Here is a 15982-nt window from a genome sequence, read left to right as displayed (position 1 = left end):
TCGGCTCCCGTTTTTGTTTGACCTGTGCCAATGGCAAAGGCCTGTGCCGGCCTTGTAGTATGGTTGAGTCCACTACAAGGAATCAGTAATGACCGGATCTCCCCCATCTTCCGACTCTGCCGCGCTGGAGCCTGGGCCCCTGCTTTCTGAGCACTGGCAGGCTGTGCCGGCCGCCGAGGCTCGTGAACGCCTGAAGGCAGAACATCCATTATCCAACGCCGAAGCCGCTGAACGCCTGGCCACCCTGGGCTACAACCGTTTGCCGGAAGCGGCCGCATCCGGCCCGCTTGCCCGCCTTGGGCGGCAACTGAAGAATTTCCTGATCTATGTGCTGATGACCGCGGTGGTGATTACCGGTGCCCTCGGCCATTGGGTCGATGCCGGCGTCATCCTGGCAGTGGTAGTCATCCAGACCCTGGTCGGCTTTCTGCAGGAAGGGCGCGCCAGAGCGGATTCTGCGGATGTGTTCGCACCAGGTATCGGACACCGGTGAGCCGGTTGAACTTGACCACCCGGCTTGGGACGGCATCATTGCCGGCATGGCATCCGAAGGCCTGCGGGTACTGGCGATTGCCCGCCGGCCCGTGACAGCCGGCAGCCGTGAGCTGGTTGTGGAAGAGCTGGAGCAGGGGACTGAACTGCTGGGTGTGGTGGGCCTGCTGGACCCGCCCCGGCAGGAAGCCATCCGGGCTATCGAAGAATGCCACAGTGCCGGTATCCGGGTAAAAATGATCACCGGCGACCACGCCCTGACCGCCGGAGCCATCGCCCGAAAGCTTGGGTTGCGGAATACCGACAAGGTGCTCACCGGCAAGGACTTGGACGCCATGGACGAGCAACAGTTGCAGCAGGCGGCCGGTGAAGTGGATGTTTTCGCCCGCACCAGCCCGGAACACAAGCTGAGGCTGGTGGCAGCCCTGCAGGCCCTGCATGGCGTGGTGGCCATGACCGGTGACGGGGTGAACGATGCCCCGGCCCTGAAGCGGGCGGATGTGGGTATCGCCATGGGCGTGAAAGGCTCGGAAGCGGCCCGCGAGGCTTCGTCGGTGGTCTTGCTGGACGACAACTTTGCCAGCATTGTGGCAGCGGTGCGGGAAGGCCGTACGGTCTACACCAATTTGCGCAAGGGCATTGCCTTCATGCTCCCCATTAACGGCGGCGAGTCGATCAGTCTGATCACGGCCTTGCTGCTGGGGCTGGCGCTGCCCATATCCGCCCTGCAGATTCTCTGGGTGAATATGGTGAGTTCGGTGGTGTTGGCCATGACCCTGGCTTTCGAGCCGCCGGAGCCGGGCGTGATGGCCCAGCCGCCCAGGCCACGGGACGAATCCCTGCTCCGGGGCTTTGTAGTCTGGCGGGTCGTGTATGTCTCCCTGCTGTTCCTGGCGGGTATCTTCGGCGCCTGGTTCTGGGCCATGTACAACTATGACGATGCGGTGGTGGCCAGTACCCTGGCGGTGAATACCCTGGTGGCCATGGAGGTGTTCTACCTGTTTGCGGTCCGTTACCTGGATACGCCGTCGATTACCTTGCGGGGTGTGCTGGGTACTCCGGTGGTGCTGCTGGCAGTGCTCGCGGTGATTGTCCTGCAGTCCCTGTTCACCTGGGTGCCCTGGTTCCAGGACACCTTTGCCAGTACCGCGCTCTCCCCTGAAGCATTGGGCTTTGCGGTACTGGCCGGTGTCGCGGTGTTGGTGCTGCTGGAGCTGGAAACGGCAATCCGCCGGCGCTTCAGGGCAGCCCGCGGGTAATCACGGACGGGTCACCGCGGCCTTCCACGGCGGCCAGCTCGGCACTGGAGAGCCAGGCTCCGGGGGGCTTGTCCAGCACCTCGGCGCAGGCTACCAGGGTGTGGCCCCAGGAGCAGTGATTGGCAAACAGCATGCCGCTTTCGTTCAGGGTGCCGCCGCGGTTGATGTAACCCAGCACCCGGCTGTGGGACGGCTGGGGGAGCAGGTTGTGCAGGTGGCCCCGGAATACTTCCGGGCGCATATGGGTAAGCGCAACCCGCCGCTGCAGGCGATGGGGGAACAACCGCTCCCGCTCGAATTCGTTCAGGCAGAAGGCGGCTTCGTGCGGGTCCCTGGGCTGGCGGAAGCGCCCGGGCTCCTGCAGGTACACCAGCCGGAACGCGGTGCCGGTTTCCCGCAGGCGCTCGCAGGCCCGGATGGCTTCAGACAGCTGGTAGGCGCCGCTGGCAATCAGCAGAATCGGCTCTTCTCCGGTGGAGGTGTCTTCGTCGACCACCAGCGCGCCGTGGCGGGCCAGGGTTTCTGCCTCACCGGCATTGAACACGCAGGGCCGCTCCCGCTTCGGGATCACCATGCAGCTGATCCGGCCCCGTTCAGTGAAGACCGAAGGCAGAACTGCGAGGGTGCTGTTGTAATCCGCCGGGAACAGAACCCGGGAAACATCGCTCATCTCGCCCAGCATGGCTTCGCAGAAGGTGGTGTCCTGGTGTGACTGTTCGTTCTTGCCGTTCTCCCAGGTGTGGGAGGTGGCTATCACCGGAAAGCCCAGCCAGCGGGCCGGCCGGCCCACTTCTTTCTGGTGCCGGGCAAAGATCAGCTCCTGGCGAATGGCGCCGAGCATTTTTACGCAGAAGGCTTCGTAGCTGGCGACCAGGTTCAGGCCGGCCTTGTTGGCCAGGCAGGCAGACACCACGGCCTCTTCATTCAGGGCGGTGATGATCTTGCCGTGGATTGATTCCTGGCGGTTTTCCGGGTCATTAACCCGGTGTTTCAGGTCAGCCAGGATACCGGTCAGGCGGTTGCTGGCCAGTTCGTCAGGATTGCCCACCCGGGGGCGTAACCCGGGGTTGTCCTCCACCAGTGCCCGGAAGAATTCGTCGACGGCCGACATGGGCGAACTCTGGTTCTGGCCCCAGGGCAGGGCCGGTATGGAAGGTTCCGGCGGGTTACGGGTGGCCAGGGCGTGGTCCCGCTCCAGCGGGCGCTGTTGCAGGGCGTGTTCGTTCAGTTCGGCAACGGCTTGCTGGAGATGGGTCGGTTCAACCCACAGGGGCGCAATGTGCTCCTGGAACAGATCCCTGGCCCGGGTATCCAGCCGGGGGTTGCCCGGCAGTGGCAGGTTATGGGCGCTGTTCTGGCCGGCGCCGTAAAAGCCGAAGCCTTTGACGGTTTCAGCAATGCCGTAGGGAATCTGCACCGGATACGCGGTTTCGCCTTTTTTGGCTGCCTCGCCGTTGGCGGCCAGCGCGGTTTCCATCTCGTACAGGGCGCAGACAAAGGCAGCCGGGTCTTTGCCGTCAAAGCGGAAAGGCGCAAAGCCACGGGCTTCCAGGTGCTGTTCGAAGCGCTCCAGGCCTTCCCGGGTACCCAGTTCGGTGCGCTGTTCAATGCGGCGACCATTGGCGATCATCACCGGCAGCACCTGCCCGCAGTCTTCCGCCCGCCACCAGCGGGGTATCCAGTCACTGCCGCGCTGTTCTTCAGCTGCGCCGTCAGACAGGAAGGCGACCAGGGACTCACCGGGCAGCGGCATGTGGGCGTACTGCAGCTCAGCGAACCCCAGATAGCCGCCTTCAATAATGCCGCCGGCGGTGTGCGGATTAACGTGGCTGCCCAGAGGCGATGCCATGGAGCCGTCGGGCTTTTGCCGGTAGCTGTAAAAATCCGAGGCCAGGCGGGACAGGCCGTCTGCGGCCTGGTACCGGGCTTTCTGTTCCGGGTGCAGGTTGCCGGTCAGAACGTTGATGGCATCTATGGCAGCAACGCAGTGGCCCTGGCCCATCAGCCAGCTTCGGGTTTGTCCGGTCAGGTTGTTTAGTGCCAGGTAGGCGGCATAGGCCGGCACCATGTTGAGCGCGCCACCGGTGTGGCCTTCCGGAGCGGTTTTGAAATCCTTCGGTTGCAACGGGGCACCGGTAATATCCACCCGGTTGCAGTAGGTCATGTGCACCACCAGCCACAGGCCGGCGCTGGTCAGCCGGTCCAGGGCGATTAGTTTGCGGTATACGCTGTCGGCGTCCGGCTGTTGGCCTGCTGCCACCAGTTTCTGTGCCAGCGCCTGTACCTGGCGAGCGGTGGTCTCAGAGTGCCGGATTATGCCATAGCCCTGTTGCCAGCACTGGAATACCGGGCTCGCCGCGGTCGCATCCGGCGTTGGAACCTGTTTAATGGGCGAAGACATAGTCGGCCTCCATGACATTGATAATTGTCAGAGCAGTTTAATGGCAGTGCCGGGAGGGGCCCTTGATGCAGGTCATTGGAGTCTGCATCTATTGACGGGCTAATGATCGCTTACGTGAGAGGGTAGGGGTGCGCCTGTTGATTCGAGGCTGGCCCGGGCGGGCTGGCCCCAGTAATAACCCTGCCCCTGCAGGCCGGGGAACTGTTGCAGCCAGACGGCGATGGCTTCTTCTTCCACACCTTCCACGACAACGTCCAGGTCCAGGGCGGTGCCCAGTTCCAGTGCCGCTTTCAGGATTTTCTGGCGGGCCGGATAGTCCAGCACATTGTGCAGGAAGCTGCGGTCTATCTTCAGTTCATCCAGCCGGAACAGGGCCAGGGTGCCCAGGGAGGAATGGCCGGAACCGAAGTCGTCCAGGGCAATCCGGAAACCCATGTCGCTGAGGATTTCGATGGTATGCCGGGCCAGCTCCGGGTCGGTCATCATGGCGGTTTCGGTGATCTCCAGGATGATATTCCGGGGCAGCAGATGGTGCCGGCGCAGGATCGCCCGGGCCTGTTCGGCGAACAGCGGGTGAGCCAGGTCCTTGGCGGAAATATTGACGCTGATGGCGATGTGGTCGCCGTACCTTGCCCGCAGGCCGCTGGCATCACGGCAGGCCCGGTCCAGCACCCAGCGGGTAACCTGGTGGATAATGCCCACTTCCTCGGCCAGCGGAATCCACTGGTCCGGGGGGATTCGTCCGAATTCGCTGTGTTCCCAGCGCAGCAGGGCTTCCACCGAGCTGATCCGGCCGTCGCGGATACTCACTTTCGGCTGGTATTCCAGCCACATGTCGCCGGAGTTCAGGGCATCTTCAACGTCCAGCATCAGGATCTGCTGGCGGTACTGCCACTCGGCAATAGACGGGTCATAAACACTCAGGGCATTGTCGCTGTTCAGGGAGGCAAAGCCCGCCGCCGACAGCAGGCTGCCGGCGTCGGTGCCATGCTCCGGGGCGTGGGCAAGGCCCAGTGACGCAGCCCAGGAGAACGAGAACCGGCCGTCCCTGAAGTTGCCCGATAACCAGTCGGTAATGGCACTCAGGGCGCGGGTTTCGAGCTCTGGCTGGTTCGGGCTGCGGCGCAGGGCAAAGGCATGGTTGACGGTATCCAGTGTGGCAATGGCATAGCCGTTGATGGGAATCAGCTGCTCGCCTAATGCCTGTTTCAGGAACCGGTTCATCTTCCGCAGGTACTGCCTCAACAGCTCTTCGGCAGAGCGGTAACCCAGCGCCTGCTCCAGTTCATTGAAGCGGGTCAGCCGCACCATGCACAGCGTGTAAGGGGTTTGCCGGCTGTCTATGGCGGTCAGCGCCTCTTCCAGCATGGGGCGGTTGGGTTTGCCGGTTACCCGGTGGGTTTTCAGGACCCGGTCGTAATCCTGTTCGATGCGCGCGCGCAGTGCCTGTTCTTCCCGGGCGCGGATGTCGGCGCTCAGCCGGCGTTTGCGCTCTTCCAGCAACAGCCGGCCGACACCGCTGGTGAGGATCAGCGAGCCGGCGGCTGCCCCCAGAAAAAATGCGGAGTCGGTCAGCGGATTGACCGGCAGCCAGCCGATGGTTGTCAGGGACGTGGTGAGTGCGCCGACCAGAATGGCCAGTACCGACAGGGCGAAATAACGGGCGTAGACGTGCTTGCGGATCTGCCCCAGCACCAGTCCGAAGATGAACATGCCACCGGTGGCGGCAACTACCAGGAACACATCCTGCCCCAGCGGGCCGATGGGGAAGGGGGCCGCCAGCAGGTGCAGGCCGGCGGCCAGGCTGAAGCCCCGGAGTAGCCGGGCGCCTTGCCGGCCCACGGCAATAAAGTGGGGGGTGAATTCACACAGGGCAATCAGGCATAGTGGCAGGCTGACGGACAGCAGGGCGTTGAGCTCCGGTATGCCGGGCCAGATCAGCCAGAGCCCCAGGCCATCCATCACCAGCTGGCTGTAGATAACGCCCACCATCAGCACACTGAGCCAGGCCAGCCCGGGCCGGCGAAGCCTGATGACAATGCTCAGGTTAAGCAGCAGGGCAAACACCAGCATGCCGGTGACGAAGGATTTCCAGACCATGACCGGGAGGTCAGGCTCGGCGATGGCCGTGTCGCCAATCAGCGATGTAGCCTGTTGGCCCAGAAATGCCGCCAGCAAACCATAGACTGCCACCACCAACAGCACCACAAACGGAAACCAGCGTTGCAGCCCGCTGCCACTGGCGCGCCGGCCCCGGGCGCGCGCCGGGCTGTGTTGGTTTGTGGAGGCTGCGCCCATTCCGTAGCAATCCTGATTGGTACAAAGGCTTCGATACACAATGTTACTTAATATAACATCTTGCAACATTATGAATTTGAACAAATTTTAATGCACTTAAAGATATTTTACATTTGGAGTTTCATGGGGATGGTTAAAATGAGACCTGTTCCCGATAGCTCCACTCCAACAGAGGATACCCCGTGACCATCCAGATACTGACCACCGGCGGCACCATCGACAAGGTGTACTTTGATGCCAACAGCAAGTTCGAGATCGGTGACAGCCTGTTGCCGGAATTGCTGGCAGAGTCGAATATCCATGAGGGCTATGCCATCCGGGAGCTGATGCGCAAAGACAGCCTGGAACTGACCGATGACGACCGCGACGGCATTCTCGAGGCGGTAAAGCAGACCGAACATTCCCGCATTATTATCACCCATGGCACCGACACCATGGCCCAGACGGCCCAGGTCCTGAAAACCCTGCCCGATCGCACCATTGTGCTGACCGGGGCCATGCAACCGGCCCGGATGCGTCGTACCGATGCCATCTTCAATATCGGCTTTGCCTGGGCGGCGGCCCGGCTACTGCCGCCGGGCGTCTACATTGCGATGAATGGCGAGGTGTTCGAGGCGGGAGCGGTGCGCAAGAACCTGGAGGCCCAGAAGTTCGAACGTATCGATGACGCAGCCCGGTAGCGCTCGCTAAACCGAATCGATTTCTGACCGCGTCAGTTCCCGAAACTGGCCCGGTGCCAGCCCTGCATCCAGTTCAATCGCGCCGATGCGTTGTCTGTGCAGTGCCGTGACATGGTTTCCCACCGCCGCCAGCATGCGTTTGACCTGGTGGTAACGGCCTTCGCTGATGGTCAGCTCTATCTCCTGTTCAGAACAGGCCACCACCTGCGCCGGTCGCGTGGCCGTGTCTTCTCCGTTGAGCTGAATGCCTTGTTCCAGGGCCTGTCGGGCTTCCGCCGTTAAGGGCTCGGCCAGTTGTACCCGATAGGTTTTCGGGCAGTCCCGCCGGGGCGAGGTAACCCGGTGCGACCACTGGCCATCGCTGGTGAGCAGGAGGAGTCCGGTGGTGTCTTTGTCGAGCCGTCCGGCAATGTGCACCTGCCGCGCCAGTTCCGGTGGCAGCAGGTCCAGCGCGGTGGGCTGGCTGCTGTCGGTGGTGGCGCTGATCACTCCGGCGGGTTTGTGCAACATCAGGTACAGCTCGCCGGGCAGGGTCACCGGTTCGCCGTCGAGCAGCACGCTGTCGCCGGTGTTGATGTTGGCGCTGGTGCTGCGGCACAACTGGCCGTTCACCTGAACCCGCTTGCCGGTGATGGCCCGCTTGGCGTCTTTGCGGGACAACCCGGTGCCGTTGGCAAGGTATTGGTCCAGGCGCATCAGCAAGTATGCCCCTGAGCCGGTGGGGCCAGTGTGGCCAGGCACAGCACCGGCAGTTCTCCGGTCAGCCGGGCCCAGAGCAGCGGCAGGGCGTCCGGATTGATGGCCGGCCGGTCCAGCCGGCCGCTGGGGATCGGGGCTAAACCCTGATCCGAGAGGTTCGCCAGGGTAAAGGTAAACGGATGCGCGCCGGGAATGCCCAGGCGGATGTCGGTGGCGATAATCTGTTGGCCGGCCTGCTCATAATGCAGGAAGCCCCGGGTGAACCACTCAAGGCGCCGGGCTTCCGGCAGGTCAGCTACCCGGGCCCGGAGCACCGGATTGCGGGGGAAGTACTCCAGTGACAGTTCCGGCGTGCGATCCAGAAAACCGGTAACAATCTCCACCCGGGTGTCGTCGGTGATGGCCGTGGCTCGCCATAACAGGGTATTGAACGGCATGGGTTGTACCATCAGGGCCGGCTGTTCCAGCCCGGCCCGGACCAGTGCCGGTTGTACCCTGTCGGTGATGATCTGCTGTGCAACCAGCGTCCAGCCCAGATACAGGGTGGATAGCCCCAGTGCCAGGCTCAGCGCCGTGCGGGCAGGCGGGCGCACCAGAAACGCCAGGCAGCCGGCCAGCAGCGGCAGGGTGTAGAGCGGGTCAATAATGAAAATACTGTTGATAGCCACCGGAGTGCCGAACGGCCAGAACAGCTGGGTGCCGTAGGTGGTGAACGCGTCCAGCAGGGGGTGGGTGATCAGGATAAGTGCTACCAGCGCCAGCCATCGCCGGTAGCTTATGACAGGCTTCCAGCGCCACAGGCCCCAGGCGATCAGCAGCGACAGGGGCGCGAGAATCAGCAGGGAATGGCTGAAGCCCCGGTGCTGGGTAAAGTTGGCGACCGCGGTGCCATAGTCGATGACTACGTCGAGGTCCGGCAGGGTGCCCAGCAAGGCGCCGGTCAGCAGTGCCGACCGCCCCAGGGTTTTGCCGGCCACGGCTCCGGCCAGGGTGGCGCCAAGGGCGGCCTGGGTAATGGAGTCCATGGTTCAGCTACCGGCCTGGATATCCAGCGCCTGCAGCAGTTGCCCGGACGGAAAGCCGTCGGCAATAAGGCCTTCGGCTTTCTGGTACTGGCGGATGGCCTTGCGGGTGTTGGAACCCAGAATGCCGTCAGGCTCGCCGCTGCTGTAGCCCTTCGCGTTCAGGCTTTCCTGCAGTTGCATGATCTGGTCCCGGGACAAGGCCGGCTGGTCTTCCGGTGGTGGGTTCTGCAGACCGCCGGCACCGGCCACCCGGTCGGCCAGGTGGCCAACGGCGATGGCGTAGAACTCCGAGCGGTTCCAGCCCATGATCACCCGGAAGTTGCTGTAAGCCAGGAAGGCCGGGCCCTGGTGGCCGCTGGGCACCACCAGTGCGGCTTTAATGGGCTCCCGGGCCAGGGCGTTACCGAAGGCATCGGTAATGCCCAGTTTCCGCCACTCGGCCAGGGGCAGCCGGCGACCATCGGCCTGGCTGAAGTCAAAGTTTTCGGGCAGTAACACTTCCCGGCCCCAGCGGTAGTCGCCGTCCCAGCCCATGGATTCCAGGAACTTGCCGGCCGACATCATGGCATCGGGCAGGCTGTTCCACAGGTCCCGGCGGCCATCGCCATCGGCGTCTACGGCGTGTTTCAGGAACACCGTGGGCATGAACTGGACGTGGCCCATGGCGCCGGCCCAGGAGCCTTCCATCTGTTCTGCCGGAATGGCGCCCTCGTCGATAATGCGCAGGGCGGCAATCAGCTGTTCGGTGAAGAAGGTCGTGCGGCGCGGGTCACAGGCCAGGGTGGTCAGGGCACTGGGCACCTGCATCTTGCCGAAGTAGCTGCCGTAGTTGGTTTCCAGGCCCCAGAACGCCACCAGGTAGGGCGCAGGCACACCGGTTTCCCGGGTCACCCGGGCCAGCAGGTCCTTGTGCTCGGCCAGCATTTCCCGGCCCTTGCTGATCCGGCTTTCGTTAACCCGGCGGTTCAGGTAGTCGGCAAAGGTGGTGGTGAACTCCGGTTGCCGGCGGTCCAGTTCGATGACTCGTTCCAGGTAGCTGACATCGGCCATCACCCGGCTGGCAGTGTCGGCACTGACACCGGCCTGGACCGCTTTGTCTTGCAGGCCTGCCTTGCACTCTGCAAAGGCGGCGTCGGTCATGGTGGGTAGTTCTGCCATCGAAGCCTGGCTGGTAAAGAGCAGGGCTGGCAGGAAAAGGGCAGTCAGGGCGTGACGTACTGGCCCCGGCATCGGCTGATTGGCCACAGTAAAACCTCGCAAGATGAATGGGCGGGTATGAATGCCATGTTAGCGCGTTTTTACGGTTCGGAAATACCGCTGAACCGGCCCGGGAGTGACAATTCTTTAATCCCGGAGTTCCGGTACCCGTTCTACCAGTCGCTCGCGGGGGAAGTGGCAGATGAATTCGCTGCCTTCGCCGGGTTTGCTGCGGATTTCAAGGTTGCCATCGTGGTTGATCAGCACGTGTTTGACGATGGCCAGTCCCAGGCCTGTGCCACCGGTGTCTTTATGCCGGCTCGGGTCGGCGCGGTAGAAGCGCTCGGTCAGGCGGGGAATGTGAACCGGGTCGATGCCGATACCGCTGTCTTTGACCGACAGATGGGCGCCGTCGCGGTTGGCCGTCCAGGATACGGTCACTTCGCCTTCCGCCGGCGTGTACTTCACGGCGTTGAACACCAGGTTGGAGAAGGCGCTGCGCAGCTGGCTTTCATCGCCCCGCAGCAGCCGGTGGTCGGAAATATTCACGGTAATGCGGTGCTGTTTGCTGCCGCTCAGGGCCTGGGCGTCGTGACAGATCTGGTTCAACAGGGCATCCATGTCGGCAAGGGTGTCATCTACCGTGTGTTCACCGGTTTCAATACGCGACAGCAGGATCAGGTCGGTAATCAGGGCTTCCATCCGGGATGACTGGGCGGCCATGGTGTTTATGGCCCGGCGCCACTTGGGTGGCAGTTCGTCGGCATGGTCAACGAGGGTTTCGAGGTAGCCGCTGATTACTGTGAGCGGGGTCCGCATTTCATGGGAAACGTTGCCCACGAAGTCCCGGCGCATCTGTTCCAGCTGGTACAGCCGGGTAACGTCCTTGGCCACGATCAGGCGGTCGTCGTCGCCGAACAGGCTGATCTGGATTTGCAGGTGGAGATGGGGCTTGGCCGGGGAGTTCAGTTCGAGCGGTTCCCGGTAGTCCCGGGAGTCGAAGTAGGCCTTGAAGGCCGGGTTTCGGATCAGGTTGTGGATGTACTGGCCCCGGTCGGTACTGCGCCGGAACCCCAGCAGGTGTTCGGCAGAGCCGTTCCACCATTCCATGGTGCCCCGGGCGTCGGTCATGATCACGCCATCGCGCATGGCGTTGGTGGATTCCTGAACCCGGTTGATACGGGCCCGGAGGCGGTCCTGGGTACGCAGGTGGCCCTGGTGCAGCTTGTTCAGGCCGTCAAAGATGCTGCCCCACATGCCGATACTCTGGGGCGCTTCTTCACTGGCGCTCGGGTTGCCCAGCCACTGGTACAGGCGGCGGGCCTGGATCAGGGTCCACCAGAGGTAACCCACCAGGCCAACCAGCAGGCCGTAAACCGGTTCACCAAAATACAGGCCAACCAGCGTGGTGCCGGCCAGGCTGGCCAGGATCAGGCGCAGATATCGTGACCAGTTGTGTTGCATCAGGTGCAGCCTTGTTCTGTGTGCGGGTGTCCGGCGTGGTTACGCGACCTTGGTGGAAAACCTGTAGCCGGTGCCCCGGACTGTCTGGATCAGGTGATCATACTGCTCACCCAGTGCTTTGCGCAGGCGCCGGATGTGCACATCGACCGTGCGTTCTTCAACGTAGACGTTGCCACCCCAGACCTGGTCCAGCAACTGCGACCGGGTATAGACCCGTTCCTGGTGGGTCATGAAAAACTGCAGCAACCGGTACTCGGTGGGGCCCATGGTCAGGGCGCCTTCCGGCGTGGTTACCCGGTGGCCGACCGGGTCCAGGGTCAGCCCGTCCACTTCGATCGGGCTGTCGACGCCGGCCGGCGTTGCCCGGCGCAGTACCGCTTTCAGCCGGGCAACCAGTTCCCGCGGGCTGAAGGGCTTGGTGATGTAATCATCGGCGCCGACTTCCAGGCCCTGGATCTTGTTGTCTTCCTCAACCTTGGCGGTCAGCATGATAATCGGGATGTCGGCGGTTGCCTCTTCCTTTTTCAGCCGCCGTGCCAGCTCGACACCACTGGTGCCCGGGAGCATCCAGTCCAGCAGGATCAGGTCTGGCTGCCGGTCAACTACCAGGGCGTGGGCCTGGCGGGCATCCTCTGCCTCGAGGTAGTCGTAATCAGCCATTTCGAGGGCCACGGCGATCATTTCGCGGATGGCTGGCTCGTCATCGACGATCAGGACAGTTTTTCCATTCATGTGCTTCAACCTGTGTCAGAACCCCGGGAGCAGGGTTTGCGCTCCCCAGTAATGTTGCTGGCTCATTACAACGCGTCTTTGTTACAAGTATATGACACGGTTGAGTTGGCGGCGGTTCCGTGCCTGCTGGCAACTCAGAGAAGCTGGTCGATCACCAGCCCGGCAAATACCGCAAACCCGGCCCAGTTGTTGTTCAGGAAGGCCTTGAAGCAACCTTCCCGGGCACGGTCGCGGGCCAGGTACTGGTGATAGGCAAACAGGCCTGCCATTACCGCCACGCCCAGATACCAGAACGCGCCCAGTTCTGCCTGGCCTCCTACAATTACCAGGATCAGCACCACCAGCGCCTGCAGTATGCCGATGATCGCCCGGTCGGCTTCGCCGAACAGGATGGCGGTGGATTTAATGCCGATTTTCAGGTCGTCATCCCGGTCCACCATGGCATAGAGCGTATCGTAGGCCACGGTCCACAACACGTTGGCGGTGAACAGCAGCCAGGTAAGCTGGCTCAGCTCGTTGGCCTGAGCGGCCCAGGCCATGGGGATGGCCCAGGAGAACGCGGCCCCCAGAAACAGCTGGGGCAGGTGGGTGTAGCGCTTCATGAACGGATAGATAAACGCCAGCAGGGCGCCGCCGAAGGACAGGTACAGGGTCAGCCGGTTGGTGAACAGTACTACCATCAGGAAGGAAACCAGGCACAGGCCCAGAAACAGTGCAACGGCTTCCCAGGACTGGATGCGGCCGGTGGTCAGGGGGCGGTCCTGGGTGCGTTTTACGTGGCGATCCCAGTCCCGGTCGGCAAAGTCGTTGATGGCGCAGCCGGCGGCCCGCATAAAGAACACGCCCAGGGTGAAGATAATGACGTTGGCAATAGACGGGCTGCCGTCGCCGGCCAGCCAGAGTGCCCAGTAGGTGGGCCAGAGCAGCAGCAGGCTGCCGATAGGCCGGTCAATGCGAAGCAGGCGGGCGTAGTCGGCCAGGCGTGCCTGGACAGGGTCTGGCAGGGCATTCTGCAACATGGTGCGCTCTTCCGTGGGTCAGGTGCGTGGCAAACACCGGATTATAGCCAGCCAGGGCTTGGGGGTTAAACCGAAGCTTACCGGTACAGCACCGGCAACAGGTATTCGCCCACCATCAGGGCGTTGTTGCCGTGGTGGAACAGAGAACGCCGGGCCAGCCGGGGCTGAAGCGGATGATCGGGCAGGCACAGGCCGGTTTCCAGCGGCCCCCGTGACCAGTCCGGGCTGCTGAACAGAAAGGCACCCAGGGGCTTGTTGCCCAGGTGGCGCAGTTGCCTGCCCTTGCCTTCAAAACACTGGTGGGGGATGACCGTGCGGGCCAGGACCCAGGGCTGGCCATCGCCGCACAGGCGGACTTCGCGGATCCAGGCCTGTTGCCGGGGCTGCAGCCCGAGCCGGCGAACCTCTTCCGGGAACGGCGTGGCGTAGCCTTCGCGCGCGACTTCCACATGGAAGCTCTCGAGGCACCGCTGCTTCAGGGCCTGGGTGAAAGACCCTTCCACCTGCAGCCAGTAGCGGGCCGGGCCGTGAACCTCCGGGTTGCGCAGCCCGGCCGCAGCCAGCGACCGGTACCAGCGGGTAGGCGGGATCTTCAGGCTGTTTTCCCGGTCAGAGTCCTTTGACAGCATAGATGCCGGGGGCGTTACGCCAGTAACCTTTGTAGTCCATGCCGTAGCCAAACAGGAAGCGGTCTTCAACGCAGAGGCCGGTGAAGTCGGCTTTCAGGCCCGGACGGGCCTTGCGGTCGTGGATCTTGTCGACCAGTACCGCGGTCAGCACTTCCCGGGCGCCGTGGGCCAGGCAGTAGTCAGCGATGGCGCACAGGGTGGTGCCTTCATCCAGGATGTCGTCGACAATCAGCACCGTGCGGTCTTTCATGTCGGATTCCGGCTGGAGTTTCCACTCGAGGATACCGCCGGTGGTTTCCTGGCGGTAGCGGGTGGCGTGCAGGTATTCCGCCTGCACCGGGAATTTGAGGCGGGGCAACAGCTGTCCGGTTGTGATCAGGCCACCGTTCATAACGCAGAACAACAGCGGATTACTGTCTTTCAGGCGATCGGTGATGGCCGAGGCCATGGTGTCGATGGCGGCACTTACCTGTTGTTCGTCTACCAGGCAGTCGGCTTCAGCCATGACCTGGTTCATTTCGGCGACGGTATCGGTCATAACGGTCGGTCCTGTCGTAAAACCGGCGATTATACCGAACCGGTTGCCCTGAAGGGAGGGGCAGATGGTGAACGGACTATCTGTAATCATGCCTATTGGCACAAAACCCGGGCAACCGGCGTCTCGCGTGGCATTGGTCACAGACCGGGTGGAGGGTATTATGGCGCACGGAATTTTAACGGAGAGCAAGTATGAAGAAGTGGCAGTGTGTAGTGTGTGGCCTGATTTACGACGAAGCCGAAGGCTGGCCGGAAGACGGCATCGAGCCGGGCACGAAGTGGGAAGATGTGCCGGATGACTGGGTATGCCCGGACTGTGGCGTGGGCAAGGAAGACTTCGAGATGATCGAAATCGGCTGATTAACGGAGCAGGACTATGACCGACCAGGCACCGATTGTAATAGTAGGCACCGGATTGTCCGGATACTCGCTGGTGCGGGAACTGCGCAAGCTGGATAAAACCACTCCGGTGGTGATGGTAACCGCAGACGACGGCGTGAATTACTCCAAGCCGATGCTGTCCACCGGCTTTACCAAGGGTAAAGATGCCGAAGGGCTGGCCCAGGGCGACACCAGGGCAATGGCCGAACAGCTGTCGGTGGACATTCGCACCTACAGCACCGTTACCGGTATTGATACCGGTGCACGCGAGCTGGTGCTGGGCGACGAGCGGCTGGCCTACAGCAAACTGGTGCTGGCCTGGGGCGCGGATGTGATCCGCCTGGGCCTGGACGGTGATGGCCTGGACCGAGTCTATTCCATCAACGACCTGCTGGATTACCGGGCGTTCCGCAAGGCCCTGGAAGGTGGCAAGCGGGTGGCCATCATGGGTGCGGGGCTGATCGGCTGTGAATTTGCCAACGACCTGCGCAACGGCGGTTATGAGGTGGATGTGATTGCCCCGGATGCCGCCGTTATGCCCAGTTTGCTGCCGGAGGCGGCCGCCAACGCCGTGCAGCAGGAGTTGCAGGCCCTGGGTGTGAACTTCCACCTGGGCACGGTGGTACAGCGGGTGGATCGCGACGGGCAGGGCGTAAAGCTGGCGCTGGCCAACGGCGACACCCTGGCGGCAGACCTGGTGGTTTCTGCGGTCGGTCTGCGGCCACGCACCGAGCTGGCCCGGGCTGCGGGTATTGAAGTCGGCCGCGGCATTGTGGTTAACCGGGCCCTGGAGACGTCTGCACCGGATGTCTATGCCCTGGGTGACTGCGCCGAGGTAGACGGCCAGGTGTTGCTGTATGTATTGCCGTTGATGGCCTGTGCCCGCGCCCTGGCGAAAACCCTCACGGGTGAACGCACTGAGGTGAGCTACGGTGCCATGCCGGTGATGATCAAAACTCCTTGTTGTCCCACAGCGGTGTGCCCGCCACCGGCCGGCGCGGAAGGCGAATGGGACATCGAGCAGGAGGGTTCAGACGTGAAAGCCCGTTTCCTGTCGCCATCGGGCGAGGTGCTCGGCTTTGCGGTGACCGGCCGGTTTGCCGTGGAAAAACAGGCGTTGTCGCGGGAAGTGCCGCCCATCCACAGTGACTGAGCGTTGCGAAATTGTT

15 protein-coding genes are annotated in these 15982 nt (G+C 62.8%); 5 read left to right on the top strand and 10 right to left on the bottom strand.

Features of this window, described 5'->3' with window-relative positions:
* Positions 1 to 88: 88 nt before the first annotated feature.
* A complete protein-coding gene (locus H3Z84_RS16610) occupies positions 89 to 493 on the top strand; it encodes a cation-transporting P-type ATPase (protein WP_199458256.1) in 405 nt (134 codons plus the stop codon).
* Positions 462 to 1751, top strand: a complete 1290-nt coding sequence (locus H3Z84_RS16605; RefSeq protein ID WP_228285797.1) for an HAD-IC family P-type ATPase — start codon at positions 462 to 464, stop codon at positions 1749 to 1751. The genes H3Z84_RS16610 and H3Z84_RS16605 overlap by 32 nt, the downstream gene beginning before the upstream one ends.
* Here H3Z84_RS16605 and H3Z84_RS16600 read toward each other — a convergent pair.
* Positions 1732 to 4152, bottom strand: a complete 2421-nt coding sequence (locus tag H3Z84_RS16600; RefSeq protein WP_199458255.1) for a xylulose 5-phosphate 3-epimerase — start codon at positions 4150 to 4152, stop codon at positions 1732 to 1734. The two genes, H3Z84_RS16605 and H3Z84_RS16600, sit on opposite strands and share 20 nt — an antisense overlap.
* Positions 4153 to 4251: 99 nt before the next feature.
* Complete coding sequence (locus tag H3Z84_RS16595) at positions 4252 to 6450, bottom strand: EAL domain-containing protein (RefSeq protein WP_228285796.1); 2199 nt, start codon at positions 6448 to 6450, stop codon at positions 4252 to 4254.
* Between the two features lie 182 nt (positions 6451 to 6632).
* Between H3Z84_RS16595 and H3Z84_RS16590 the strand changes: the two genes are divergently transcribed.
* On the top strand, positions 6633 to 7130 hold the full coding sequence (locus tag H3Z84_RS16590; protein WP_022988497.1) for an asparaginase domain-containing protein: 498 nt from the start codon (positions 6633 to 6635) through the stop codon (positions 7128 to 7130).
* Positions 7131 to 7136: 6 nt separating this feature from the next.
* Here H3Z84_RS16590 and H3Z84_RS16585 read toward each other — a convergent pair whose 3' ends face one another.
* From H3Z84_RS16585 to H3Z84_RS16550, 8 genes are all read right to left on the bottom strand, one after another.
* Entirely contained in the window at positions 7137 to 7826 is a 690-nt protein-coding gene (locus H3Z84_RS16585; RefSeq protein ID WP_199458253.1) for a pseudouridine synthase, read from the bottom strand.
* A complete protein-coding gene (locus tag H3Z84_RS16580; RefSeq protein WP_199458252.1) occupies positions 7826 to 8854 on the bottom strand; it encodes a metal-dependent hydrolase in 1029 nt (342 codons plus the stop codon). Before H3Z84_RS16580 ends, H3Z84_RS16585 begins: the two co-directional genes overlap by 1 nt.
* Positions 8855 to 8857: 3 nt before the next feature.
* On the bottom strand, positions 8858 to 10084 hold the full coding sequence (locus tag H3Z84_RS16575; protein ID WP_058342445.1) for a lytic murein transglycosylase: 1227 nt from the start codon (positions 10082 to 10084) through the stop codon (positions 8858 to 8860).
* Positions 10085 to 10198: 114 nt separating this feature from the next.
* Complete coding sequence (gene phoR, locus H3Z84_RS16570; protein WP_199458251.1) at positions 10199 to 11515, bottom strand: phosphate regulon sensor histidine kinase PhoR; 1317 nt, start codon at positions 11513 to 11515, stop codon at positions 10199 to 10201.
* A gap of 39 nt (positions 11516 to 11554) precedes the next feature.
* Positions 11555 to 12247, bottom strand: a complete 693-nt coding sequence (phoB, locus tag H3Z84_RS16565; protein WP_199458250.1) for a phosphate regulon transcriptional regulator PhoB — start codon at positions 12245 to 12247, stop codon at positions 11555 to 11557.
* A 134-nt stretch (positions 12248 to 12381) separates the two neighbouring features.
* On the bottom strand, positions 12382 to 13266 hold the full coding sequence (gene ubiA / locus H3Z84_RS16560; RefSeq protein WP_199458249.1) for a 4-hydroxybenzoate octaprenyltransferase: 885 nt from the start codon (positions 13264 to 13266) through the stop codon (positions 12382 to 12384).
* A 77-nt stretch (positions 13267 to 13343) separates the two neighbouring features.
* A complete protein-coding gene (locus tag H3Z84_RS16555; RefSeq protein WP_199458248.1) occupies positions 13344 to 13895 on the bottom strand; it encodes a chorismate--pyruvate lyase family protein in 552 nt (183 codons plus the stop codon).
* Positions 13876 to 14433, bottom strand: coding sequence for a hypoxanthine-guanine phosphoribosyltransferase (locus H3Z84_RS16550; protein WP_022988489.1), 558 nt, complete (start codon positions 14431 to 14433; stop codon positions 13876 to 13878). Before H3Z84_RS16550 ends, H3Z84_RS16555 begins: the two co-directional genes overlap by 20 nt.
* Positions 14434 to 14624: 191 nt before the next feature.
* On the opposite strand from H3Z84_RS16550, the gene rubA reads away from it, so the two are divergent.
* Positions 14625 to 14792 carry a rubredoxin RubA gene (gene rubA, locus H3Z84_RS16545; RefSeq protein WP_022988488.1) on the top strand — a complete coding sequence of 56 codons (168 nt, stop codon included), beginning with the start codon at positions 14625 to 14627 and terminating at the stop codon, positions 14790 to 14792.
* A gap of 16 nt (positions 14793 to 14808) precedes the next feature.
* A complete protein-coding gene (locus tag H3Z84_RS16540; RefSeq protein WP_199458247.1) occupies positions 14809 to 15966 on the top strand; it encodes an NAD(P)/FAD-dependent oxidoreductase in 1158 nt (385 codons plus the stop codon).
* Positions 15967 to 15982: the final 16 nt, after the last annotated feature.

This window comes from Marinobacter sp. bablab_jr003, from assembly GCF_016464245.1.
Taxonomy (GTDB): Bacteria; Pseudomonadota; Gammaproteobacteria; order Pseudomonadales; family Oleiphilaceae; genus Marinobacter; species Marinobacter vinifirmus.
This window is presented reverse-complemented; position numbering and strand designations above follow the sequence as displayed.